Origin of the sequence: Thioalkalivibrio sp. ALE21 (assembly GCF_003208255.1) — a bacterium.
In the GTDB taxonomy this organism is placed as follows: Bacteria; Pseudomonadota; Gammaproteobacteria; order Ectothiorhodospirales; family Ectothiorhodospiraceae; genus Thioalkalivibrio; species Thioalkalivibrio halophilus.
Genome location: NZ_QKMA01000017.1, coordinates 1 through 22451, shown reverse-complemented (window position 1 = coordinate 22451; position 22451 = coordinate 1). Strand labels below are relative to the sequence as shown.

Genomic DNA, 22451 nt, shown 5'->3' with positions numbered 1-22451 from the left:
GGGTCAGCGCTGGCAGCTCGGGCAGTAGGCGCTGGCCCGCTGGCCCACGCTGCGGGTGCGGATCGGCGTGCCGCAGACCCGGCAGGGCTCCCCGGCGCGGCCGTAGACCTGCAGCTCCTGACGGAAATAGCCGTGGCTGCCATCCTCGCGCAGGAAATCGCGCAGGGTCGTGCCGCCACGCTCGATGGCAGCGGCGAGTACGGCCTTTACGTGTTCGGCCAGGCGCTGGTATTCCGCGCGGGTCACGCGGCCGGCCGCGCGGCCGGGGCGCACACCCGCCAGAAACAGTGCCTCGGTGGCGTAGATGTTGCCAACGCCGACCACCGTGGCCTGATCCATCAGAAAGGCCTTGACCGGGCCGCGGCGGCCGCGGCTGCGCCGGAACAGGTAGTCGCCGTCCATGTCCGCCTCCAGCGGTTCCGGCCCCAGACCCTCCAGCAGCGGATGGGTGGCGGGGCCGCCGTCCGGCGCGGGGTCGAGTGGCAGGCAGCAGCCGAAGCGCCGCGGATCGTGCAGACGGATCTCGCTGCCGCTGTCGAGGACCAGACTCAGGTGATCGTGACGCCGTAGCGGCGTGTCCGGCGTACAGTGGCGCAGGCTGCCGGACATCCCCAGATGCAGCAGCAGCCCGGTGGCATCGGTATCCAGCAGCAGGTATTTGGCCCGCCGCCGCAGGCCGCGCACGGTGGCGCCGGCGATCCGCGCCGGGAGATCCGCCGGGACCGGCCAGCGCAGGCGCGCGTCGCGAACTTCGAGTTGCAGGATGCGCCGTTCGCGAAGCAGGGGTTCGAGGCCGCGCCGGGTGGTCTCCACCTCCGGCAGCTCAGGCATGCACGCCCTCGATCTCGATCAGCAGTTCCTGGCGGCAGACATCGCCGCGTACCCATTGCACCGGCGGGGTGCGGGCACCGTAGTGCTCGCGCAGGATCGCCTCCACGGCATCGCGATGCTCCGGGTGGCGCAGGTAGACCCGCAGCCAGCGCAGTCCGGGCAGATCGGCGCCGCCCTCGGCGTGCAGGGTGTCCAGGTTGGCCAGGGTCTCGCGGGTCTGCGCGGCGATATCACCCGGATGCCGGCTCTCGTGCCCGGTGATGCTGGCGGTGCCGGAGATCAGCAGCATCGGGCCGCGCGGCGTCTCGATGCGGGTGGCACGGGCAAAGCTGGGGCTCTTCGGACTGTAGCGTTCGGGATAGTGGTACGCGCTGACCTGGCGCGGGTTCTCCACCGGGGTTCCGGGTTCGCGCGCGGCGATCGCATGCACGAACAGGCCGGCGTGGTCGGACCCGATCGCGGTGGCGGCGGGCATGCCGCCCAGGGGGATCTCCAGGGCCTCCAGGGCCTCGGCGCGCCCGGTGCAGAAGGCCTGATAGCGTTCGAGCCCCTTCTCCGGCTCGTGGATGCGGCCGAAGAAGTTCCACATGCGCAGCAGGTACGGATAACCCGCCTCGCGGCAGGCCGCGACCAGGTCCCGGTATACGTCCCGGGTGCGTTCGCGCAGGTCGTCGTCGGGGCCTTCACGCGCAATGAACAGGACGTCGCCGCAGACCCTCCGGTAAAGGCCCCCTTCTCCGGACGGGGCATTGCTCGCCGCCCCGGCGAACCAGCGCTCCTCCGGTGGGGCGGGATCCAGCGAGGCCAGCCCCGGGTCGATCGCCAGGGTCGTGCCGTTCGCTCCCGCGCAGCGGATACCCGGATCGTTCGCGGGCCGCAGGCTCAGGCCTGCGGGCTCTGCGGATGCGGTATCCGCCGGTATCAGGCGTGTATCCAGATCAATGGTCATGTGCTGCTCGCTCCCTGCATCTCCACCAGCATGCTCTCCGTCCAGCGTACCGCTTCCATGTACAGTCGCCCGGCGACCTGGGGCGACACCGGTGAAACCTCGAACGGGAACCGCCGGTCCGGGTCCTCGAAGGTCTCGATGATCCGGGGTACGGCGCCCAGCTCGCCGCTTTGCTCCAGCAGAGCGTCCTCCATTGCCGGGCTCAGGTTGAGTTCGCCGAGCACCCGGTGCAGCGGAATGCCCAGCACCCGGTCCAGCCCCGACAGCAGGCCGAGGGTGAAGTAGCGCTCGGACTCGTTCGGTACGCCCGAGGGCGCGGCCAGCAGTGCGGCCATGCGCGCCCGGATCATGACCTGCTCCAGGCCCTGGCGCTGCGGGGTGCTGGTGCGCAGGGCGGCAACCATCGCCAGCGAGCGCACGCGGTCGGTCCCCAGCAGCATGATCGCCTCGCGCAGGGTCTCGATCGGACGGCGGTGACGCAGCAGCGGGCTGTTGGCCTGGCGCAGCACATGGATGGCCAGGTCGGGGTGGGCATTGATCTGCACAGCCAGCTGCTCGGCCGACATCTCCGGGTCCTGCAGTTTCTCGATCAGTTGCAGCAGGCCGACTTCCAGCTGCTCCAGGCGCTGGCCCTCCACCACGTTGGGGTAGGACAGGAAAAAGCCCTGGTAATACACGAAGCCGAGTTCCCGGCAGGTCTCGTAGGTGGCTGCATCCTCGACCTTCTCGGCGAGCAGCTCCACGTCGAACGGCCGCAGGCGCTCGAGCTCCGCGCGCAGGCCGGGACCGTCGAAGGCGAGCAGGTCGAGTTTCACGATATCCGCCAGCTCGATCAGCGGCGAATCCTGTTCGCGGAACTGGTAGTCGTCCAGGGCGATGCGAAAGCCGAGTTCTTTCAGGCGGCGAACCGCGGCGATCACCTCGTCGTCCACCACGATGTCCTCGAGGATCTCGAGCACTACCTGTTCGGGCGGCAGGCTGAGCAGGACCTCGTGATCCAGAAATCCGCGCGGCAGATTGACGAAGGCCAGATGGTCCCCGACAAGGTTCTTCATGCCAATGTCGATGAAGGCGCTGTGCAGCAGGTCGGAGGTCGCCAGATCTCCGTCCACCACGTTTGCCTCGCTGGCGTTGGCCCCGGCCCGGAACAACAGTTCGAACCCGATGATGCGTTCCTCGCCATCGAAAATGGGTTGCCGTCCGACAAATATTGGCTGCATGCTTATTGTCTGCAAACGATGTGGATCGGTCCTTCCTGCGGGACACGGGCCGCAACAAGAGGAAACGCGACATGGATTCCATCAACGCGCCGTTCGGGGAGATCGTGGAGCTGCGCCAGATCCTGCACGACTCCGGGATGCCCCTGTTGCGGGTCATTATCCGCGATGGCGAACGCTACACCAAGATCGAACTGGATCCGGCCACGGCCCATCGCTGGGGCAAGCTGATGACCCGCTGGGCCGAAGACGTGGTGGAGGCGCAGGGCGACGGCAGCTGACACCGCCCCGGCCGAAGTCCGGCCACAAAAAAGCCCGGCATGGCCGGGCTTTTTTCATGCGCGCGCGACGGGCCGCGCTTACTTGATCTTGGCTTCCTTGTACATCACGTGCTGGCGGATGACGGGATCGAACTTCTTGATCTCCATCTTTTCGGGCATGTTCCGCTTGTTCTTGGACGTGGTGTAGAAGTGACCCGTGCCGGCGCTGGAGACCAGCCGGATCTTTTCGCGCCCCTGATTCTTGGCTGCCATCGTGCTGCCTCCTTAGACCTTTTCGCCGCGGGCCCGGCAGTCGGCCAGGACTGCCTCGATGCCGCGCTTGTCGATGATGCGCATGCCCTTGCTGCTCAGGCGCAGCTTCACGAACCGCTTTTCGCTTTCCACCCAGAAACGATGGGTGTGCAGGTTCGGCAGGAAGCGACGCCGCGTCTTCCGCTGGGAATGCGAGACATTGTTACCGGTAGCCGGGCGCTTGCCCGTCACCTGACATACTCGGGACATCGGGGCTACTCCAGATGTTCGGGTCGGGACGAAAGATCGCGGATACTAGCGGATACCGGGCCCGGGCGCAAGGGTCGGGCGTCATGGACGGCGAAGGCGGTCCGTTGCGTCTATCTTTCGATGCAAAGTGAACCATGAGCTGCAACCAGCGGGGGAAGAGCATGAAGGGAGCGATGGTACGGGGTATCGCGGGCGCGTTTCTGGCCGGCATGATGGCGGGGCCGCTCGCGGCCGACGAGGCGCAGACCGGCGACGGCCAGTGGTGGTGGGACGATGGCTGGTGGCAGGAAGGCCAGCTGAATCCCGACATCGAGAACTACGAGGTCGAGGTCGAACGCCTGGAATACGAGCGTGACGACGTGATCGTTCCGGCGATGGTCGCGCGCCCGGCCGACGGCGAGGACTATCCGGCCATCCTGTGGTCGCACGGGCGGCGCGGGCTGGACCATCTGGCCGAGCTGCACGTGAAACGCCTCGCCGCACGCGGATTCGTGGTGCTGGCGCCGGACCTCTATACCGGTCGTTTCATCGAGACCCACCCGCTGGATCACGACTACGAACTGGAAGGGGATCTGGACCGCGGTCTGGACGAGCTGCTCGCGCGGGAAGACATCCTCGGCGACCGCGCCTGCCTGGTGTCGATCACCCGGGGCGGGTACAAGACCCTCAAGGTCGCGGTGACCCATGAACGCCAGGTGGACGACGTGGCCTGCTGGGCGGGCTATTACCCGCATGTGCAGGACCCCAACCTGGGCGAACCCCACCAGGTGTATCGCTATGCCAGCGAATTCAATCAGCTGGAGATCCCGGTGATGATCCTGATCGGCGACGAGGAGCAGTACCAGCGCCACCGTACGGCGAAGATGGCCGCCGACGGGCTCAAGGATCGTGGTGGCGACGTCACGTGGATCGAATACCCGGGTGTGGGTCGCGGCTTCGACTTCCGCAACGGCGACAACCGCACCTTTGCCGATGACCTGGCTGCGCGCGATGCCATGGTCCGCGTGACCCGCTTCGTCAACGAGCACCTGCGCAAAGAGTGAGCGCAGCGGGGAATGTCCTGCTCCGTGAGAGGCGTTCCGGGTCGGTGTGGCTGACGCGTGATTTTGGAGGCGCGGCGATGACGGAGAGCACGGTGCGGGGCCTCGCCGAAGTCATGGGGGCCGGCCCGATGGCGCGTTTGTTTTTTCTGATGTTGCCGGCCCTGGGTGTGTCCGGTCTGGCGGTCCCGGCGGCCGCGGCCGGCGACGATGTGCCGGTGCTGGATCCGGTGGAGGTGTCGGCGCCGCGGCTGACGACGCCGCTGGCGGAGCTGCCGGCCTCGGTCAGCCGGGTGGACGGGCGTCAGGCCACCGAGGGGCGCCAGGGGCTGCAGCTGGACGAGGCCCTGAATCGCGTTCCGGGGGTGTTCGCGCAGAACCGCCACAACTTCGCGCAGGATGTGCGCATCTCCATCCGCGGGTTCGGTTCCCGCGCTCCGTTCGGCGTGCGCGGGCTGCGCATCCTGCAGGACGGGATCCCCGAGACCACGCCGGACGGGCAGTCGCAGGTGGATGCGATCGACCTGCTGAACATCCGCGACATCGAGGTGCTGCGCGGGCCCAGCGCGGCGCTGTACGGCAACGCCTCGGGCGGGGTGATCTCGATTCGCACCCGCGACGGCAGCGAGCCCCGCGGGCATGGGGGCGGGGTGCTGGCAGGCTCGCACGGGTTTCGTCGGCTGGAGGCGACCAGCGAGGCGGACCTCGGCGAACACCGCTACTCGCTGACCGCGCACGATTTCCGCATGGATGGTTATCGGGACCAGTCGCGGGCGGAAAAGCGCTATCTGCGCCTGCATACGGCAAGCGAACTGGGCGACGGCACGCTGCGTGCCCACCTGCGCTACCTGGACGCCCCGCGCACCGACGACCCGGGCGGGCTGACCCGCGACGAGCTGCGCGCGAACCGGCGCCAGGCCGCCCCGAACGCCGAGTCGCTGGATGCGACCCAGGAGGCCGAACAGCTGACCGCCGGGCTGCGCTGGGAGCAGCCGGTGGGTGAGCTGGATCTGCGCGTCGGCGGATTCTGGACGCAGCGCGACTACGACCAGCAGCTGCCGTTCCCGGGGTCGAGCCGGGTGGCCTACGAGCGGGACTTCTACGGGCTGAATGCCCAGCTGGAGGGCGATCTCGGGCCGACGCGCTGGCTGGCGGGCGTGGATCTGGAGGAACAGCGCGACGAGCGGACGCGACGCTGTTCCGCCGGACAGCTGTTCGACCGTGATCCCGAGGAAGATGACGAGGCTCCCGGTTGTTCCGCGGACCCGAATGATCCCGTCACCAACCTTGCCCTGGAACAGACCGAACGTGCCCGTACGCGTGGCGCCTTCCTGCATACCGATACCCTGCTGGGCGAGGACTGGAACCTGGTGCTGGGGGCGCGCCACGATCGTATTCGTTTCAGCATCGATGATGACTTTTCCGAGGAGGTCGGCGAGCCGGATCGTTCGGATGGGCGCACCTTCCGCGAGGAGAGCCTGATGGCGGGGCTGGTGTGGCATTTCCGCCCGGGACAGCGGGCGTGGGTGAACGTGGCCACCAATTTCGAGACCCCGACCTTCACGGAATTTGCCAATCCCGGGGGCGGAGGCGGCTTCAACCCGGACCTCGAGCCGCAGAAGGCTCGCAGCCTGGAACTGGGCTGGCGCGGGGAACAGGGTGCGTTCGGCTGGGAGGCGGTGCTCTGGAGCACGCGGGTGCGCGACGAGATCACGCCCTTCCAGATCGAGGGCGAAGGGGACCGGGACTTCTACACCAATGCCGGTCGCACCGCGCGCGACGGGCTGGAGCTGGCGCTGGACTGGCAGGCGACGCCGCAATGGACCCTGAGCAGCGCCTTCACCCTCAATCATTTCCGCTTTCGAAAATACGAAGACGTCGACGGCGTGCGCCACGACGGCAATCGGCTGCCCGGACTGCCGCGCGAACAGCTGTTACTGGAGGCCGACTGGCGCGAGGGTCCCTGGTTCGTCACCGTGGATGCGCTGCACGCCGGGGCGCGTTACGCCGACGACGCCAACGACGAGCGTGTCGGCTCGCAGACCACGGTCAACCTGCGGGCCGGGCGCGAGTGGACGCGCAACGGCGCGAACATCGAGACCTTCGTCGGTGCGGACAACCTTCTGGATGCCGACAACATCGACAACGTGCGTATCAACGCAAACTTCGGACGGCATTACGAACCCGCCCCGGGGCTGACCCTGCGCGCGGGTCTGCGGGTGACCTTCGGGGATTAATCCCGACGGTCGGGCGGGTCGTCGGGGCCGTGCTCGTCGCGGGGACGGGGCGGTTCGATCTCGTCCAGGCGGCCCTGCTCGATCTTGCGCAGGGTCTCCGCGTCGGTGGGGTCGTCGGGGTCTTCTTCCCAGGCATAGCGCTGCACCGCCGGGAACGCGTCACGGCGATAAAGGAACCACCCGCAGACCGCACCCACGGTGCCGCCGAACAGGTGCGCCTCGAACGACACCCCGGGGGTGGTCGGGAACACCCCCCAGAACATGCTGCCGTAGAGGAACAGCACGATGATCGTCAGCGCGATGGACAGCGCATCGCGGCGGCGGATGCCGATGACCACGGCAAAGAACATCAGGCCGTGGGTCAGGCCGCTGGCGCCGATGTGCAGGCCCTCGCGGGCGAACAGCCAGACCCCCAGCCCGCCCATGATCCAGATCAGCGGGACCGCGGTGCGCGTGGCCTGCGGGAAGCCGTAGAGCGTGAGGATGCCCAGCACCCACAGGGTGGGGGCGTTGGCCATCAGGTGCCCCCAGGATCCGTGGATCAGGGGCGAGGTGAAGATCCCCAGCGCGCCGACGCCGTCGCGCGGCAGGATGCCCAGACGCGAGAAATCCGCGCCCAGCAGTTCCTGCAGGGCGTGGATCAGGACCAGGGCCATCACCCCGACGAAGGGCCACAGCAGCGCGCGCCGGAAGCGTTCGCGATCGGCCGCGGGATCCGTCGGGGGTGCCGGGCGTCGCAGGTTCAGCATCGAACAAGACTGCCACGGGGGCGTGACGGGGAACAATGCACCGCCCGGGGCAGCGGTTTCGGGTCCGCGCGGGCAGCCCCGGCGGCGGACCCGGCTACCCCGGGGCCGGCGTTCAGAGACGGAACTGCGCCAGGGCGCGCTGGATCTCGCTTTCCACCTGCTTGAGCTCGTCGGAGGCCGCGCTGACGCGGTCGGCGGTCTCGGCGGACTGGTCGGCGCCGTCGGAGATCTGCACGATGGTGCGGTTGATGTCCTCGACCACCGTGGTCTGCTCGCGCGCCGCGACGGCGATCTGATCCGTCATCTCCGAGATGTTGTCCACCGACTGGCGGATCTGCTGCAGCGCGCCGTTCACTTCGGCGGTGTGCTCCATGGTGGTCTCGGCCTCTTCCTGGCCCTTCTTCATCACCGAGACCGCGTTATTGGTGGCGCTCTGCAGCCGCGAGATCATGCCCTCGATCTCGTCGGTGGACTCCTGGGTACGGGTGGCGAGCTTGCGCACCTCGTCGGCGACCACCGCGAAGCCGCGGCCATGTTCGCCGGCGCGGGCCGCCTCGATCGCGGCGTTCAGCGCCAGCAGGTTGGTCTGCTCGGCCACTCCGCGGATCACTTCGAGGATGGTGCCGATCTGGCGCGAATCCTCGCCCAGGTTCGAGACCGTGTCGGCGGCCTGTTCCACGGTGCCCAGCAGGGAGGACATCGAGGCCACGTTGCGTTCCATCACCTCCATGCCCTGGTGTACGGCGTTACCGGCCTCCTGGCCCGACTGCGAGGTGGCGTCGGTGTTGCGGGCGATCTCCTCGGCGCTGCTCTGCAGCTCGTTGATGGCCGTGGCGACCCGTTCGGTCTCGTCGCGCTGGCGCGACACCGCTTCGCGGGCGCCGTAGGCTTCCTGGCCCAGGTTCTCGGTCGCCGTCCGCAGGGTCTCGGTGCTGCCGCGGGCCTTGCCCACCGCGCCGGCGATCTTGTCGGTGAAGCGATTGAAGGCGCGCCCCAGCGCGGCGGTCTCCTTGAGCCCGTGCTCTTCCAGCCGGCGGGTCAGGTCGCCGTCGCCGTCGGCGATCTCCTCCAGCGCGGTGGACGAGCGGTTCATGGCCCGGCGGATGGTGATGATGATGATGGCCGCGCCGGCCAGTCCGAGGATGATGCCGGCGATGGCCAGCACCATCTGCGCCACCTGCGTGTTGCGCATGGTGGTGGTCAGTTCGCCGGCCCGGGTCTCCGCACGCCGGGTGATGGCCTCGCTGAGCCCTTCCAGTTCCCCGCGGGCTTCCATCAGCAGCGGGCCGATTTCGGTGCGGATCATGTCGGCATCCTGGAATGCCTCGGGCGAGCCGTGGACCTCGAAGATGTCGTCCAGTGCGCCCCGCAGGGTCTCCAGCGATCCGGCGAAATCTTCCAGCGCGATTTCCTGTTCGAAGTCCAGGGTGGCGGATTGCCCTTCGAGATCCTCCACGATGCTTTCGAGCTGGCCGCGATAGAGATTCACGTTCTGCACGAAGGCGTCTTCGCGGAAGGCGAGGAAACCGCGCAGGTTCGAAGTGATTTGCAGCGCGTTCATGCGCAGGTCGTGGAACTGGTCCAGACGCTCCCAGGAACGCTGGAACTCCGGCAGGTTGTTCTCGGCGTCGATCATCGTGGACGCCTGCTGCGCCATGGCGCGGGTCGCGGGATTGGCCCGCTGGTTGGCGATGTCCAGCGCGGGCATGTTGGCGGCGTCGTCGGTGGCCAGTTCGGTCAGACGGTCGACGTGGCCGTGGAAGCGGTCGACGTGTTCGCGGACCGCTTCGGCCGAGCGGGCCATGTCGCGGTCGGCCGCCACCACCGGGTCGTTGTTGAGCTCCCGTGCCGCGGTCTGCAGGGCGTCCATGGATTCCAGCCAGGCGTCATGGTGGCCCTGCTCGTCGCTCATCAGGTAGAAGCCCAGGAAGGCCGCGCTTTCCTGCAGCCGCTGCTGGACTTCGTTGACCCGGGCGACGGCCGGGTAGTCTTCTCCGGTCAGATTCTGTACGTCCCGGGCGCCGGTCTGCAGCGCATGCAGGGCCATGACCGAGTTGATGACGAGGATCAGGACCACCAGGCCGAAGCCGGCCGTCAGCAGTCCGCGGATCGAAAACTTGTCCAGCATGAGTTGCTCCTCCGCCGGCGCCTCTGCGGGCGCTTGCTACCATCGCGTACGGGCGTACACGAAAAGGGTGACCCGCGGGTCGTGTCGTTTCTCCTGCTGTTACGGCAAAGGTGCCCCTGAGTTGAGTATTTTGTTGGCGGGCATCGGTTGCCGGGGCCGGGCAGCGAATGCCTCGGCCCGGCGCTCAGGGAGGAAAGACGCGGGCGAAGGCTTCAGGATTCCAGCTGTTCCCAGCGCTGGTAGGCTTCCTCCAGTTCGCGTTCCACTTCGGCCAGGCGTGCCTGCAGTTCGCGCACGCGTTCGCCGTCACGCTGGGTCCCGGGGTCGCAGAGGGCCTGATTGATCGAGTCCTGCTCCGTCTCCAGCGCCTCGATGCGGCCCGGGAGGGCCTCCAGTTCGCGGGCGTCCTTGTAGGAGAGCTTGCCCGAGCCCGTGCCCGCAGCGGCGGGCTCGGGCGCCGGGGCGGCTCGGGTCGTGGCCCGGGTTGCCGCGTCCGCGGCGGTCCCGGAGTCCGGCGCCGGGTCACCCTCGATCAGACGCCGCGTCACGCGTTCCGGCAGATCCGACCAGCCGCCGACGAACTCCTCGATGCTGCCATCGCCGGGCACCACCAGGGTGCTGGTGGCCACGTTGTCGAGAAACGCGCGGTCGTGGGTGACCACGATGGCGCTGCCCTTGTATTCGATCAGCAGCGACTCCAGCAGCTCCAGGGTCTCCACGTCGAGATCGTTGGTGGGTTCGTCGAGCACCAGCAGGTTGGCCGGGCGCAGGAACAGCTTCGCCAGCAACAGGCGGTTGCGTTCGCCGCCGGACAGCGCGGAGACGGGCTGGCGGGCGCGTGCCGGCGGGAACAGGAAATCCCCCAGATAGCTCAGCACATGGCGCGTTTCGCCGTTGACCGTCACCTGTTCGCGGCCCTCGCCCACGGCATCCTGCACCGTGGTCTGTTCATCCAGGTGGGCGCGGGTCTGGTCGAAATAGGCGATGGTCAGCTGGGTCCCCAGCTTGACCGTGCCCGACAGTGGCGGAAGATCGCCCAGCAGGCCGCGCAGCAGGGTGGTCTTGCCGGCCCCGTTGGGGCCGATCACGCCCAGGGTGTCGCCGCGCTGCAGCAGCAGGTTCACGTCGCGCAGCACCGGCGTGCCGGAGTGCCCGAAACTGGCGTGTTCGGCCTCGATCACCCGTTTGCCGGAGCGCTGTTCCGGGCTCAGCTGCATGCGTACCTGCCCGGCGCGTTCGCGGCGTTCGGCGCGTTTCTGACGCAGCTGCTGCAATGCGCGCACGCGGCCCTCGTTGCGTGTGCGCCGGGCCTTGATGCCCTGGCGGATCCAGGCCTCTTCCTGCGCCAGCTTGCGGTCGAACTCCGCCTGATGCCGGGCCTCCACCTCCAGGCGTTCGGCCTGACGCTCGCGGAATGCGGCGATGGACGGCGGGTGCTCGTGCAGCTGGCCGCGGTCCAGTTCGAGGATGCGGGTGGCCACGTTCTCCATGAACTGGCGGTCGTGGCTGATGAACACCACGGTCATGCGGCTGCCGGTCAGAAAGCCCTCGAGCCAGCGGATCGCGGCCACGTCCAGATGGTTGGTGGGCTCGTCCAGCAGCAGGATGTCGGGGTCGCGCACCAGTTCGCGGGCCAGCCAGACCCGGCGCCGGAGCCCGCCGGACAGGGTGGCGAATTCCGCCTCGGGGTCCAGCTCCAGCCGCGACAGGGTCGTTTCGACCCGGTTCTGCAGGCTCCAGCCGTCGATCGCGTCGAGCTGCGCCTGCACCGGTCCCATCTTCTCCAGTGCCTCGGCGTCGCCGCTGGCGGCCGCCTGGCTCAGGTGGTGAAAGCGTTCCAGCAGCCGCCCGGACTCGCCCAGGCCTTCGGCGACCACGTCGAACACGCTCCCCTCGATGCCCGGCGGCAGCTCCTGGGTCAGCCAGGCGACGGTCAGCCCGTCGCGGCGGGTGATGTCGCCGGCATCCGGTTCCACCTCGCCGGCGAGGATGCGCAGCAGGGTCGACTTGCCCTCGCCATTGCGTCCGGCGATCGCCACCCGCTCGCCCGGCTCCAGGCTCAGGCCGGTGCCGTCCAGCAGCGAGGCCATGCCATAGGCCAGGTGGATGTCGCGCAGGGTGATCAGGGCCATGGTTCAGCGTCTCTCATGTTCAGACCTCTTTCATGCGCCAGGCGCTCAGGGCCCCGGCCAGACTCATCAGCGCCAGTACGAAGATGGCGAATTCGGTGCCGGCCAGCTGGGCCAGCAGGCCGAACAGGCCCCCGACCAGCAGCAGCACGCCAATGACCGTGTTGCTGACCGCGGTGAAGGCCGCGCGGGTCTCCTGTGTGGCCATGTCGACCAGATAGGTCTTGCGCCCCAGCCGCACGCCGGCGTGGCTGATGCCCAGCAGGAAGAACAGCACTGCATGCACCCAGCCCGTGTCCAGCAGGCCGGAGGCGGCCGGGGCGAACCAGCTGCCCAGGGCGACCACGAAGCCCAGCAGCGTCGCCAGCCCGCCGGAAAGCACCAGTACCCCGCGCGAGGAACGGTCGGACATCCGGCCCCACACCGGCGCACTGAGCGCGGAGGCGAGCCCGCTGGCGAGGATCAGCAGGCCCAGGGTCGCCAGCGCCCCCTCGGTCGCATCCTCGGCCAGCAGCACGTAGAACGGCAGCGCCAGCGCGGTGCTCATCAGCAGCGCCCGGGTCAGCACGAAGTGACCAAAGGCACGATCGCTCCACAGCAGGCGCAGCGAGCGCAGGGCCTCGCCGAACCCGTTGACGCCCCCTTCGGTGGCACCCGGATCCTCGTGCAGGCGGGCGAACACCGCCGCCGCGATCCACCAGGCGCCGGCCGAGGCCGCCAGCAGGGCCACGAACAGGCCGACACCGGCATCGTCCAGGCTGGCCAGCGTCAGGTACCCGCCCAGGGCGAGGGTGAAGAAGCCGGCAGCCGAGGCGGCGTAGCCCATCACCGTGCCGCGGCGCTGCTTGGCGATGGTCTTGCCGAGCACGTCCTTGGACGCTACCGAGTTGATGCCGCGCGACAGGGCGAACACGATCAGCAGCGCGATGATCGCCCAACCCGCGGCTGCTCCTTCCAGGGTCAGGGCGGTGATGGCCATGCCCGCGACCGCGATACCGGAGAGCGCGCTGCCCAGCACCCAGAACCCCTTGCGGATGGCGCGGCGGCGGATCGAGGCGGCCACGAACAGCTGTGGCAGCAGGGAGCCCGATTCGCGGATGGGGACCAGGAAGCCGGCAAACGTGGCCGGTGCCCCCAGCGCGCTCAGCAGCCATGCCAGGACCAGGCGCGCGGAGGCCAGTTCGTCGCCGATCTTGGACAGGGTGTTGGCGACCAGGTGGACGAGGAAATTGCGTGGCTGCGCGTTGCAGGCCCCCTCGGGGATGTCCTTGCAGGCACGGGCGTCCTCGTCCCCGGCGATAGTCTCGTACAGGCTGACGAGGGGACGCCGGCGTTTCGCGCGATCGGTTTCGGCCATCGGGCCTCCTGTCTTGTATCAACCCTCCCGGATGTCGGGCATGCCGGCGTTGGTCCCGGGGGAATCGGCCGGAGGGATGGCCCGGGGGATGGCCCAGGGAAATCGGCCAGAGGGCTGGCCTCCTGCGGCAATCCCCCGGCAATCTCCCGGGCGGTGTCCGCGCTCAGCGCCGCCCGGCCAGCGGGTCGTCGGGGTCGACGCTGTCGCGGAAGGGCTTGCGGCGGTCGAGGTTGGTCAGCTGGTAGACATTGCCCAGCCAGTTGTTGATGACCGCCAGCGCGGTGTCGTGCCAGGTGTTGTCCAGGCGGTCCAGCAGCAGGGCCTCGGGCAGGGCCGGGATCTCGGTGCAGTGTTCCAGCGCCGCCTCCACGTGCTCGCGGTGTTCATCGAGGATCGCGGCCGCCTGCGGCATCAGGTAGTTCTCCGGCAGTGGCGGATAGGCCTTGCGGTCGCCCTCGATGTAGCGCACCACTTCGCGCTTGTATTCCTTGAGCAGGCTGATCGAGTCGTACTCCGGGTGGCCCTGAAAGAAGACCATGCGGAAGCCGTCCGGCGAGGCGCCCAGGTGGATGCCGGCTTCTTCGCTCTCGACCAGAACGCGCAGCCCGTGGTGCTCGAACTGATCGCGGGTGACCTTGTTGTAGCGCGAATGCGGTACGTCGAAGCGGGTGTTCACCCCGGTCACCAGCGGGTGTCTGCGGTCGACCACCCGGTGCGGGAACACCCCCCAGAGCTTCTCGCCCATGTGCTGGCGGTGCTCGCCGTAGTGCGACTGCAGCACCGCATGGGTCGCCAGACAGGAGCAGAGCGTGGAGGTCACGTTGTCCCAGGCCCAGTCCACGACCTCGGCGAGCGGCTCCCAGAACGGCTCCAGGGCCAGATCGGGCTGGGTCACATTGGCCCCGGTGATGATCAGCGCGTCCAGGCCTTCTTCCTTGAGCTGCTCGAAATCCTCGTAGTAGTTCTCGACGTGCTCGCGCCCCTTCCGGCCGCGCTTGAGCTGCGGCAACGTGAACGGATGGATGTAGAACTGCGCGATCTGGTTGCTCTCGCCGATCAGGCGAAAGAACTGACGCTCGGTGGCCGCCAGCGCGGCATCCGGCATCATGTTCAGCAGCCCGATGTGCAGCGCGCGAATCTCCTGCTGGCGGGCGAAATCGTTCGGCAGAACGGATTCGCCCTCGCTGCGCAGGCGTTCGAAGGTGGGGAGTCCGGAATGTGCAACCAGGGGCATTACAGTCGCCTCTCGCGTTCCAGGGCCATGCAGACCAGCTCGTCAAAGTCGGCCGCGTTGCGCACCCGGGCCACCTCGGTGGTGCTGACGGTATAGCCCCAGGTTTCGGCGATCTGCTCGTAGCGCGGCAGCCGCGCCCGGAACAGGCGCGAGAAGACCCAGCGCACGAAGGCATTGGGGTCGATCTGGGCGACGTACTCCAGTTCCTCGATGCGCATGTATTCGGCCAGCTGCTGGTCGAGGAAGGCCTCGCGGTAGTACAGCGGCTTGGGGTTGGCCTCGGCGCGTTCGATCAGCTCCCGCTCGTCCTCGTCCGTGGCCTGGATATAGAGGATGATGGTGTGTTCGGCCAGGGTCTCGAGCACGCCGGGGCTGTCCAGCTCGCACACCGATCCGCCGGCATCGTTCACGAAATGCGGGTAACCGAACAGGGTGCGCGCCTTGTGGATGAAGTCCGGCACGTCCAGCATTGCCTGCACCTCGGCCTCGTGGTGCAGGGCCTGCCGGCGCTTGAACTCGGTCAGCGGCAGCCCGCCCAGCTCCGGGTTGCCCAGCTTTCCGAGGAAGCTGGAGACCGGATGCAGGTTGTCGACCGTGATGTTGTTGATGATCTGGATGGAGTCCGAACGCAGCAGCTCGCGCAGGAACGGGACCTGCATCGCCTGGGACTTGATGTTGTCCAGGATCGGTTCGTTCAGGTAGCGCGTGCCGATGCGATAGTCGCCGGAGTAATGAAACCAGTCCTCCTGGCGCAGCATGTTGGACAGCCGCGTCTTGCCGACACCCGACATCCCCAGCAGGGTGATGCGGCGGCCGTCCAGTTCGCGGTATTCGTCCGGTGTCAGGCGCATGCGATCGGAGTCTCTCTATCGGCGCAGGATGAAGAGCACGCCGGCGATCAGTGCCAGGGCGCTCATGACGTAGTGATCGTACTGAAACTGCAGGCCGAGCAGGCCGCGCAGGCCATACAGGACCAGCCAGATCCCCAGCAGGAGATTGCCGACGACGCGCATGTGTCAGACCTCCCGCAGCAACTGGCTGACCGACTTGAACTCGGCGGCGCGGGCATCGCCGAGCCATTCGAACAGCACGGACTCGTGGTTGGTGATGATCGCCCCCGCCGCGCGCAGACGCTCGAGGCCGTTGACGCGCAGCTCGGGGTTGCGCGAGCAGACCGTGTCGCTCGCCACGAACACCGTGACCCCGGCATCCAGCAGGTCCAGCGCGGTCTGGGTCACGCACACGTGGGTCTCGGCGCCGCCGATGACCACGCTGTGGCAACCCGCCAGGCGCTGTTCCAGGGCCGCCTCGCCGCAGCAGGAGAAGGCGGTCTTGTCGGTCACCGTGGCCAGATCGCCGAGATCCTCGAGCGCGGAGTGCAGTGGTTCAACGGTGTCGCCCAGCCCCTGCGGATACTGGCGCGACACCTCCACCGGAATACCCAGCTGGCGCGCGGCTTCCACCAGCCGGCCGGCGTTGCGCACGGTGCGTTCACGATCGGTTTCCGGCATCGCCGCCATCAGCCGCTCCTGCAGGTCGACCAGCAGCAGCGGCGAGCGGTCGGAGCGCTCGCAGCGGGCCCGCGCGGCGGTGCTCATCAGTCCAGCATGGCGTCGATGGATTCCAGGTCTTCCTCGGTGAGCTGTCCCGCCGCCCGTTCCAGGCGCAGGGTGTTGGCGAGGAAGTCGTAACGCGCCTCGGCGAAGTCGCGCTCGGCGCCGAATACCTCGCGCAGGGCGAGGAGCACGTCCACCTGGGTGCGGGTTCCGACCTCGAACCCGGCCTCGGCGGCCTCGAACGCCGCCTGGGTCGATTCCAGTGCCTGGTTCAGTGCGCGCACGCGGGATTCGGTGGCCACCGAGGCGAGATAGGCGTTGCGGGTGTCGCGCCGGGTCATGCGCTCGACCTGCGTCTGCCCCTGCTGCGCGGCCTGGAAGTCCTCGCGCGCCTGACGGGTCAGGGCGGTCACCCGGCCGCCGGTGTACAGCGGGATCTCCAGACGGATGCCGATCTGCGCCTCCCGGCCATCCTCGAACTGGCTGCCGCCGGCGCCGGCCAGGCCTTCGAGCGCCCGTGCCTGTTGGGCGTTGAATCCGGCCGCAGTGAAGTCGATATCCGTGTCACCACTGCCGTCTATGCCGTGGTAGCGGTTTTCCGAGACCGAGGCGCTGAGGCCCACGCGCGGCTGCCCTTCGGCCCGCTGGCGCTGGATCTGTTCGCGTGCGGTCTCGGTGGCGAGGCGCTGGGCGGCCAGCTCCAGGTTGTTTTCCAGGGCACGCTGCACCCACGCCTCGGCATCCCGCGGCTGCGGCAGCTGGAGTTCGGCCTCGGGGGTGAGGGTATCGAGTTCGTCCCAGTAGCGGTTGGTGATCAAGGCCAGCTGTTCGCGGGCCACGTCCAGTTCGTTTTCGGCGGCGATGCGCTGGGCCTCGGCCAGGTCGCGCTGGGCGCGGGCTTCCTTTACGTCGGTGCTGGCGATCAGGCCGACGTCGAAGCGGCGTTCGGTCTGCTCCAGCTGGCGCTCGATGGCCTCCAGTTCGGCGATGCTGAATTCCAGGCCTTCCTGGGCCACGAGCACGTCAAAATAGGCCTCGGACACCCGCAGCATCAGGTCCTGGCGGGCGCCGTCGAGTTCGGCTTCGGCCCGGGCGATTTCCAGGTCCGCCTGACTCAGCTCGATGTAGTTGCGCCGGTCGTAGAGGCTCTGTTCCAGACGCAGGGCGAAACTGCTCTGCCGCCCGTCGATGCTGTCGCGCCCGTCCGGGTTGTTGTAGAAGGCCCCGCCCTCGATCTCGCCGGTCAGCTGCGGGAGCAGAGCCGAGCGCGCCATCGGACGGTTCTGCAGGGCACTGCGGTATTCCGCCTCGGCGATCTGCAGTTCGGCATCCTCGCGCGCGGCCTGTTCGTAGACTTCCATCAGACTCGCGCCCTGGGCGGGGGCGGCCGTGAACAGGGCGAGACCGGCGGCGGCGAGCAGGGGGTGCAGTCGTTTCATGGCGATTCGATCCGGACAGGCGAGGCTTTACATACTAGCAAAGCCCGCCGCCAGTGGCGGACGGGCTCGGGACGGACAGGGCTTTCGGTGGCCTAGAATTCGAAGGCCGGTTGCGGTTCGAAGCCGGCCAGCGGCGGCACGCGGGTCTCGAACAGCTGCTCGTGGAGGGTGTTGTCCTCGGTGGTCCGGGTCACCAGCAGCGCCTCCATGATCGGAGGCTCCCCGGTCACCACGAACAGGCGGCCGCCCAGCGCCAGGAATTGTTCCAGGAAGTCGTTGTATTCGGTCATGGCGCCGTTGACGGCGATGACGTCATAGCGCTCCCGCGGCGGACGCCATTCGGGGGTCACCGTCCCGGTGCGCGGCGCCGCGTTGGTGATGTTCAGGTCGTGCAGGCGGTTGCGCGCGGCCAGGCGCAGGTCGTCGTGGCGTTCCACGCTGTCGACATGGGCGCCCATGCGCGCCAGGCAGGCGGTGGCATAGCCGGACCCGGTGCCGATCTCCAGCACGGTATCGGTGGGCCTGGCCGCCACGGCCTGCAGCATGCGCCCGATCACGCGCGGCGGCAGGGTTTCCTCGCCGTGACCGAGGGGGATCTCCGTGTCGGCATAGGCCAGGGCCTGGTAGGGTTCGGGCATGAAGCGCTCGCGCGGCAGCGTCTCCATGACCCCCAGTACGCGCATGTCGAGTACGTCCCAGGGGCGTACCTGCTGTTCCACCATGTTCATCCGGGCCTTGGCGAAATCCATTGCGGGATCCTCTGTGCGGCAACGAACCGTGAAGAGTACGGCCGCTGCGCGTTGCAGGCAAGTGGGGCCGGGTTCAGTGCCCTTCCAGGGCTTCGGCGATCGCGCGGATGCGCTCGCGGCGCAGGGCCTCGCCCAGCTGCGGGCCCTGGTATCCGGCCTCGATCAGGGGTTGCGGGCTGACGGCCGCGGCGGCCTCCACGGCGCGGCGCAGGGCGTCGGCCTGGGGGTAGGGGCGCTCCTCCCAGCCGGTGCGCCCGCGGAAGTCGGCCTCGACCGCCAGCAGGAAGGGCTCGACGTTCTCCGGGCGGCGCAGGGCATCCAGGCCCTCGATCAGTTTCATCACGGTCTTCGGGCGCAGTTCGAACAGGCGATGCGCGAGGCCGTGATGACGCGCTACGCGGATCGCGAGGTCGCGGTAGCGCCGGGGAATGCGCAGGCGTTCGGCGAGCGCCTTGATGTGGGTGACGCTGCGTTCCTCGTGCCCGTGGTGCGCGGGCAGGATGTCCTCCGGGGTGTCCGCCTTGCCCAGATCATGGGTCAGCGCCGCGAAGCGGACCTCGGGCGCGTCGCTCAGGCGCGTGGCCTGGTCCAGCACCATCAGGGTGTGTACGCCGGTGTCGACCTCGGGGTGGTATTTCGCCGGCTGCGGTACGCCGAACAGGTGTTCCAGTTCCGGCAGCAGCACCGTCAGCGCGCCGCATTCGCGCAGCACCTCGATGAACCGGCGCGGAGCGGGGCTGGCCAGGGCTTTTTCGCACTCGGCCCAGACGCGTTCCGGAACCAGGGCGTCGACCTCCCCCGAGGCGACCAGCTCGCGCAGCAGGGCGCGGGTCTCGTCGGCGATCTCGAACCCCCAGGGGGCCAGCTGGGCGGCGAAGCGTGCCAGACGCAGCAGGCGTACCGGGTCTTCGGCGAACGCCGGGGAGACGTGCCGCAGGGTACGGTTTTCCAAGTCATTGCGGCCGCCGAAGGGGTCGATCACCTCGCCGCCGTCGTCCTCGGCCATGGCGTTGATGGTGAGGTCGCGCCGTTCCAGGTCCTGTTCCAGCGGGACATCGGGGGCGGCGTTGAACTGGAAGCCGTGGTAGCCGCGCGCGGTCTTGCGCTCGGTCCGGGCGAGGGCGTATTCCTCCTGGGTCCGCGGATGGAGGAACACCGGAAAGTCGCGCCCCACGGCGCGATAGCCGGCCGCTTCCATGGCCTCGGGCGTGGCGCCGACCACTACGTAATCGCGTTCGTTGACCGGGCGGCCCAGGAGCCGGTCGCGGACCGCGCCACCGACCAGATAGATGTGCATCCCGGTGGCGGGCGCCTCAGTCGCGCTCGTAGCTGGTGCGCAGTTTCTGCATGCGCGCCTCGCGGCCGCCCTTGCCCAGATAGGTGGGTGCGATGCTCTCCAGCCGGGTGGGACAGTGCAGGGTCTGCCCGGTGCATACGCTGTCGATCGACAGCGAGGCGAGGTTGTCGCGCGACAGCGGCTTGCCCGGCACGTGCTCCAGCACGTTCGCCTGCAGGCGGCCCGCCCAGTCCGGCAGGCCAATGACCGGACGCCGGTGACCGGAGACCCGGCCGACGTAGCGCACCAGTTCGCCCAGGCTGTACTCCCTTGGGCCGCACAGCTCGAATCCCTGGCCGAAGGTCTTCGGATCGTTCAGTGCCTCGGCGAAGTGGTCGGCCACGTCGCCCACGAACACCGGGGCGAAGCGTGCTTCGGCGCGGGCCAGCGGCATCACCGGCGAGAAGCGCAGCAGCGTGGCGAAGCGGTTGAGGAAGCTGTCCTCCGGGCCGAAGATCACCGACGGGCGGAACACCGTGACCGGGAATGCCGTGGTTGCGAACACCGCCTGTTCGGCCTCGCCCTTGGTCCGCAGGTAGTGGCTGGGCGGGTCCGGCATGTCGGCCTTCAGCGCGCTCATCTGCAGAAAGCGGCGCACGCCCTGGCGTTCGGCGGCGGCCAGGGCCTTTTCCGTCAGTTCGGCATGGGCGCGGCGGAAACCGGAGCCGTCATGCCCCCGCTCGTTGAGGATCCCGACCAGGTTGATCACGGCATCCTGGTCGCGCAGGACGCGGTCGAGTTCTTCCGGCTCGTGGAGATTGCCGGCGATCAGGTCCACCTCGGGGTTCACCATGAGCTCGCGGTGACGGTGCGGATGGCGCGTGACCACGCGTACATTCACTCCACGGTCGATTAGCCGCGCCACGATGTGGTGCCCGACGAAGCCCGTTCCGCCCAGCAGGCAGACATTGCGGATCGAGAGATTCGACATGATTGCGAAGGCCCTTACCGAATACGGATGTGTGCGTCTTATACTCGGCTGTGGGCGCGTGATCAATCCACCCGGGCGGGCGCTGGCCCGGCGAGTCCCGAGAGAGAGGCCCGAAGATGACTGAACTGACTGCCATCAATCCGGCCACCGGCAAGGTGCTGGCGAATTACCCGCGGATGGATGCCGCCGGCGTGGAAGCCGCGCTGCAGGGCGCGGTGGACGCGCGCACGGCCTGGGCTCTGAAGCCGGTGCATGAACGGGCCGCCCTGCTGCGCCAGCTGGCCGCTGTCCTGCGCGGGCGCCAGGAGGAGCTGGCGGTGACCGCGACCCGCGAGATGGGCAAGCGGCGGGTCGAGGCTCTGGCCGAGGTGGAGAAGTGCGCGGTGGCCTGCGAATACTACGCCGAGCACGGGCCGGGCTTCCTCCTGGACGTGCCGGTGGCCACCGAGGCGGCCCGCTCGTACGTGGCCTGGCAGCCGCTGGGCACCGTGCTGCTGGTCATGCCCTGGAATTTTCCTTACTGGCAGGCCTTCCGCCAGGCCATTCCGGCGACCCTGGCCGGCAACACCGTGCTGCTCAAGCATGCCTCCAATGTGCCCGGCTGCGCACAGGCGCTGGAGGAGGTGTTCCGTGCAGCGGGGTTCCCCGAGGGGGGCTTCCGCAATCTGCCGGTGGGCTCCGATGCGGTCGAGGATCTGATCGCCGATCCGCGGGTGCAGGGCGTGAGTCTGACGGGTTCGGAGCGTGCCGGGCGTGCGGTGGGTGCGGCCGCGGGCAAGGCCCTGAAGACCTCGGTGCTGGAGCTGGGCGGTTCGGACGCCTTCATCGTCCTGCATGACGCGGACCTGGACACCGTGGTGCGCGAGGCCCTGCGCGGGCGGTTCCAGAACAACGGCGAGACCTGCATCGCGGCCAAGCGGTTCATCGTCGAGGATTCGATCGCCGAGGCCTTTGCGGACCGCCTGAGCCGGGCGGTGACGGACCTTTGCACGGGTGATCCGATGGAAGACGGGACGGATCTGGGCCCGCTTGCGCGCGGCGATCTGCGCGACGAGCTGCACGATCAGGTGCAGCGCAGTGTCGCGGCCGGCGCGGTGTGCCGCACCGGGGGTGAGCCGCTGGAGGGCGAAGGCTTCTACTATGCGCCGACCGTGCTGGATCACGTGGAGCCGGGGATGGCGGCGTTCGACGAGGAGACCTTCGGGCCGGTCGCCGCGATTACGCGGGCTGCGGATGCCGCGGCGGCGGTGGAGCTGGCCAACCGCTCGCGCTTCGGTCTGGGCGGGTCGGTGTGGACCGCTGACCGCGCCCGCGGCGAGGCGATGGCGCGCCAGCTGGAATGCGGCTGTGCGTTCGTCAATGCGGTGGTGAAGAGCGACCCGCGCCTGCCTTTCGGCGGGGTAAAGGATTCCGGCTACGGGCGCGAACTGGCCGATCTGGGGATCCGCGAGTTCGTGAATGCCAAGACGATCTGGGTGGCCTGACTCACCCCCCGGTCATGGACATGAAGCGCATGACCTTCTCCGGGCGCTCGTTGAATTCGTGGCGCTCGGGCTTCAGCGCGATCGCCTCGAGGATTGCCTCTTCCAGCTCGGCATCGCTGCAGCCGTCACGCAGCCGCGGGCGCAGCGCCAGGCTGTGCTCGTTGCCCAGACAGGTATGGATGGTGCCGTCCACCGACAGCCGCACGCGGTTGCAGGTGTCGCAGAAGTGCTGCGAGATCGGCGTGATGAAGCCGATGCGGATGTCCGTGCCCGCCACCTGCACATAGCGCGCCGGGCCGCCGC

21 protein-coding genes and 1 pseudogene are annotated in these 22451 nt (G+C 68.5%); 4 read left to right on the top strand and 18 right to left on the bottom strand.

The window, feature by feature from the left end; translation table 11 throughout:
- Positions 1–3 precede the first annotated feature (3 nt).
- Genes mutM through D893_RS11640 form a run of 3 tightly spaced genes read right to left on the bottom strand, consistent with a single transcriptional unit; the run spans position 4 to position 3000 of the window.
- Positions 4–831, bottom strand: coding sequence for a bifunctional DNA-formamidopyrimidine glycosylase/DNA-(apurinic or apyrimidinic site) lyase (gene mutM, locus D893_RS11650; RefSeq protein ID WP_024329589.1), 828 nt, complete (start codon positions 829–831; stop codon positions 4–6).
- A complete protein-coding gene (locus D893_RS11645) occupies positions 824–1780 on the bottom strand; it encodes a hypothetical protein (RefSeq protein ID WP_018947118.1) in 957 nt (318 codons plus the stop codon). Before D893_RS11645 ends, mutM begins: the two co-directional genes overlap by 8 nt.
- On the bottom strand, positions 1777–3000 hold the full coding sequence (locus D893_RS11640; protein ID WP_018947117.1) for an HDOD domain-containing protein: 1224 nt from the start codon (positions 2998–3000) through the stop codon (positions 1777–1779). Before D893_RS11640 ends, D893_RS11645 begins: the two co-directional genes overlap by 4 nt.
- A gap of 71 nt (positions 3001–3071) precedes the next feature.
- Between D893_RS11640 and D893_RS11635 the strand changes: the two genes are divergently transcribed.
- Positions 3072–3278, top strand: coding sequence for a hypothetical protein (locus tag D893_RS11635; protein WP_018947116.1), 207 nt, complete (start codon positions 3072–3074; stop codon positions 3276–3278).
- A 78-nt stretch (positions 3279–3356) separates the two neighbouring features.
- On the opposite strand, the gene rpmG is transcribed toward D893_RS11635, so the two are convergent.
- Together rpmG and rpmB are read right to left on the bottom strand one after the other, a co-directional pair.
- Complete coding sequence (rpmG, locus tag D893_RS11630; protein ID WP_018869042.1) at positions 3357–3530, bottom strand: 50S ribosomal protein L33; 174 nt, start codon at positions 3528–3530, stop codon at positions 3357–3359.
- A gap of 12 nt (positions 3531–3542) precedes the next feature.
- Entirely contained in the window at positions 3543–3779 is a 237-nt protein-coding gene (gene rpmB, locus D893_RS11625) for a 50S ribosomal protein L28 (protein ID WP_024329587.1), read from the bottom strand.
- A 173-nt stretch (positions 3780–3952) separates the two neighbouring features.
- Between rpmB and D893_RS11620 the strand changes: the two genes are divergently transcribed.
- On the top strand, positions 3953–4822 hold the full coding sequence (locus D893_RS11620) for a dienelactone hydrolase family protein (RefSeq protein WP_077243576.1): 870 nt from the start codon (positions 3953–3955) through the stop codon (positions 4820–4822).
- Positions 4823–4935: 113 nt separating this feature from the next.
- Entirely contained in the window at positions 4936–7056 is a 2121-nt protein-coding gene (locus D893_RS11615; protein ID WP_246863922.1) for a TonB-dependent receptor, read from the top strand.
- On the opposite strand, the gene D893_RS11610 is transcribed toward D893_RS11615, so the two are convergent.
- The 12 genes from D893_RS11610 to D893_RS11560 form a co-directional block, all read right to left on the bottom strand.
- Entirely contained in the window at positions 7053–7805 is a 753-nt protein-coding gene (locus D893_RS11610) for a rhomboid family intramembrane serine protease (RefSeq protein WP_018947113.1), read from the bottom strand. The genes D893_RS11615 and D893_RS11610 overlap by 4 nt on opposite strands.
- A 112-nt stretch (positions 7806–7917) precedes the next feature.
- A complete protein-coding gene (locus D893_RS11605; RefSeq protein ID WP_110619880.1) occupies positions 7918–9933 on the bottom strand; it encodes a methyl-accepting chemotaxis protein in 2016 nt (671 codons plus the stop codon).
- Positions 9934–10145: 212 nt separating this feature from the next.
- A complete protein-coding gene (locus D893_RS11600; RefSeq protein ID WP_018947111.1) occupies positions 10146–12065 on the bottom strand; it encodes an ATP-binding cassette domain-containing protein in 1920 nt (639 codons plus the stop codon).
- Between the two features lie 19 nt (positions 12066–12084).
- Positions 12085–13419, bottom strand: coding sequence for an MFS transporter (locus D893_RS11595; protein ID WP_110619879.1), 1335 nt, complete (start codon positions 13417–13419; stop codon positions 12085–12087).
- A 163-nt stretch (positions 13420–13582) separates the two neighbouring features.
- Positions 13583–14653, bottom strand: a complete 1071-nt coding sequence (locus tag D893_RS11590) for a homoserine O-succinyltransferase (RefSeq protein ID WP_018947109.1) — start codon at positions 14651–14653, stop codon at positions 13583–13585.
- Entirely contained in the window at positions 14653–15504 is an 852-nt protein-coding gene (locus tag D893_RS11585) for a hypothetical protein (RefSeq protein WP_018869054.1), read from the bottom strand. The genes D893_RS11590 and D893_RS11585 overlap by 1 nt, the downstream gene beginning before the upstream one ends.
- Before the next feature lie 15 nt (positions 15505–15519).
- On the bottom strand, positions 15520–15666 hold the full coding sequence (locus D893_RS13840) for a hypothetical protein (RefSeq protein WP_018947108.1): 147 nt from the start codon (positions 15664–15666) through the stop codon (positions 15520–15522).
- A 3-nt stretch (positions 15667–15669) separates the two neighbouring features.
- A complete protein-coding gene (locus tag D893_RS11580) occupies positions 15670–16251 on the bottom strand; it encodes an isochorismatase family protein (protein ID WP_018947107.1) in 582 nt (193 codons plus the stop codon).
- Positions 16251–17648, bottom strand: coding sequence for a TolC family outer membrane protein (locus D893_RS11575; protein WP_018947106.1), 1398 nt, complete (start codon positions 17646–17648; stop codon positions 16251–16253). Before D893_RS11575 ends, D893_RS11580 begins: the two co-directional genes overlap by 1 nt.
- Positions 17649–17740: 92 nt before the next feature.
- Complete coding sequence (locus tag D893_RS11570) at positions 17741–18397, bottom strand: protein-L-isoaspartate O-methyltransferase (protein WP_018947105.1); 657 nt, start codon at positions 18395–18397, stop codon at positions 17741–17743.
- A 73-nt stretch (positions 18398–18470) separates the two neighbouring features.
- On the bottom strand, positions 18471–19694 hold the full coding sequence (locus D893_RS11565; RefSeq protein ID WP_110619878.1) for a multifunctional CCA addition/repair protein: 1224 nt from the start codon (positions 19692–19694) through the stop codon (positions 18471–18473).
- A gap of 16 nt (positions 19695–19710) precedes the next feature.
- Complete coding sequence (locus D893_RS11560) at positions 19711–20664, bottom strand: complex I NDUFA9 subunit family protein (protein WP_110619877.1); 954 nt, start codon at positions 20662–20664, stop codon at positions 19711–19713.
- Between the two features lie 116 nt (positions 20665–20780).
- Between D893_RS11560 and D893_RS11555 the strand changes: the two genes are divergently transcribed.
- Positions 20781–22148 (top strand): NAD-dependent succinate-semialdehyde dehydrogenase, encoded by a 1368-nt coding sequence (locus D893_RS11555; protein ID WP_110619876.1) that lies wholly within the window; start codon positions 20781–20783, stop codon positions 22146–22148.
- Between the two features lies 1 nt (position 22149).
- Here D893_RS11555 and D893_RS11550 read toward each other — a convergent pair.
- Positions 22150–22451, bottom strand: a pseudogene (locus D893_RS11550) (GTP 3',8-cyclase MoaA); the annotation flags it as partial.

What these genes read in the sequence shown, in the direction of transcription:
- D893_RS11615 (WP_246863922.1), top strand. Translation starts at nt 4,936, where the DNA reads ATGGGGGCCGGCCCGATGGCGCGTTTGTTTTTTCTGATGTTGCCGGCC.
- D893_RS11645 (WP_018947118.1), bottom strand. Translation starts at nt 1,780, where the DNA reads ATGACCATTGATCTGGATACACGCCTGATACCGGCGGATACCGCATCC.
- D893_RS11605 (WP_110619880.1), bottom strand. Translation starts at nt 9,933, where the DNA reads ATGCTGGACAAGTTTTCGATCCGCGGACTGCTGACGGCCGGCTTCGGC.
- D893_RS11610 (WP_018947113.1), bottom strand. Translation starts at nt 7,805, where the DNA reads ATGCTGAACCTGCGACGCCCGGCACCCCCGACGGATCCCGCGGCCGAT.
- D893_RS11560 (WP_110619877.1), bottom strand. Translation starts at nt 20,664, where the DNA reads ATGTCGAATCTCTCGATCCGCAATGTCTGCCTGCTGGGCGGAACGGGC.
- D893_RS11635 (WP_018947116.1), top strand. Translation starts at nt 3,072, where the DNA reads ATGGATTCCATCAACGCGCCGTTCGGGGAGATCGTGGAGCTGCGCCAG.
- D893_RS11585 (WP_018869054.1), bottom strand. Translation starts at nt 15,504, where the DNA reads ATGCGCCTGACACCGGACGAATACCGCGAACTGGACGGCCGCCGCATC.
- D893_RS11600 (WP_018947111.1), bottom strand. Translation starts at nt 12,065, where the DNA reads ATGGCCCTGATCACCCTGCGCGACATCCACCTGGCCTATGGCATGGCC.
- mutM (WP_024329589.1), bottom strand. Translation starts at nt 831, where the DNA reads ATGCCTGAGCTGCCGGAGGTGGAGACCACCCGGCGCGGCCTCGAACCC.
- D893_RS11640 (WP_018947117.1), bottom strand. Translation starts at nt 3,000, where the DNA reads ATGCAGCCAATATTTGTCGGACGGCAACCCATTTTCGATGGCGAGGAA.
- D893_RS11595 (WP_110619879.1), bottom strand. Translation starts at nt 13,419, where the DNA reads ATGGCCGAAACCGATCGCGCGAAACGCCGGCGTCCCCTCGTCAGCCTG.
- rpmG (WP_018869042.1), bottom strand. Translation starts at nt 3,530, where the DNA reads ATGGCAGCCAAGAATCAGGGGCGCGAAAAGATCCGGCTGGTCTCCAGC.
- D893_RS11580 (WP_018947107.1), bottom strand. Translation starts at nt 16,251, where the DNA reads ATGAGCACCGCCGCGCGGGCCCGCTGCGAGCGCTCCGACCGCTCGCCG.
- D893_RS11570 (WP_018947105.1), bottom strand. Translation starts at nt 18,397, where the DNA reads ATGGATTTCGCCAAGGCCCGGATGAACATGGTGGAACAGCAGGTACGC.
- D893_RS11555 (WP_110619876.1), top strand. Translation starts at nt 20,781, where the DNA reads ATGACTGAACTGACTGCCATCAATCCGGCCACCGGCAAGGTGCTGGCG.
- D893_RS11575 (WP_018947106.1), bottom strand. Translation starts at nt 17,648, where the DNA reads ATGAAACGACTGCACCCCCTGCTCGCCGCCGCCGGTCTCGCCCTGTTC.
- D893_RS11620 (WP_077243576.1), top strand. Translation starts at nt 3,953, where the DNA reads ATGGTACGGGGTATCGCGGGCGCGTTTCTGGCCGGCATGATGGCGGGG.
- D893_RS13840 (WP_018947108.1), bottom strand. Translation starts at nt 15,666, where the DNA reads ATGCGCGTCGTCGGCAATCTCCTGCTGGGGATCTGGCTGGTCCTGTAT.
- D893_RS11590 (WP_018947109.1), bottom strand. Translation starts at nt 14,653, where the DNA reads ATGCCCCTGGTTGCACATTCCGGACTCCCCACCTTCGAACGCCTGCGC.
- rpmB (WP_024329587.1), bottom strand. Translation starts at nt 3,779, where the DNA reads ATGTCCCGAGTATGTCAGGTGACGGGCAAGCGCCCGGCTACCGGTAAC.
- D893_RS11565 (WP_110619878.1), bottom strand. Translation starts at nt 19,694, where the DNA reads ATGCACATCTATCTGGTCGGTGGCGCGGTCCGCGACCGGCTCCTGGGC.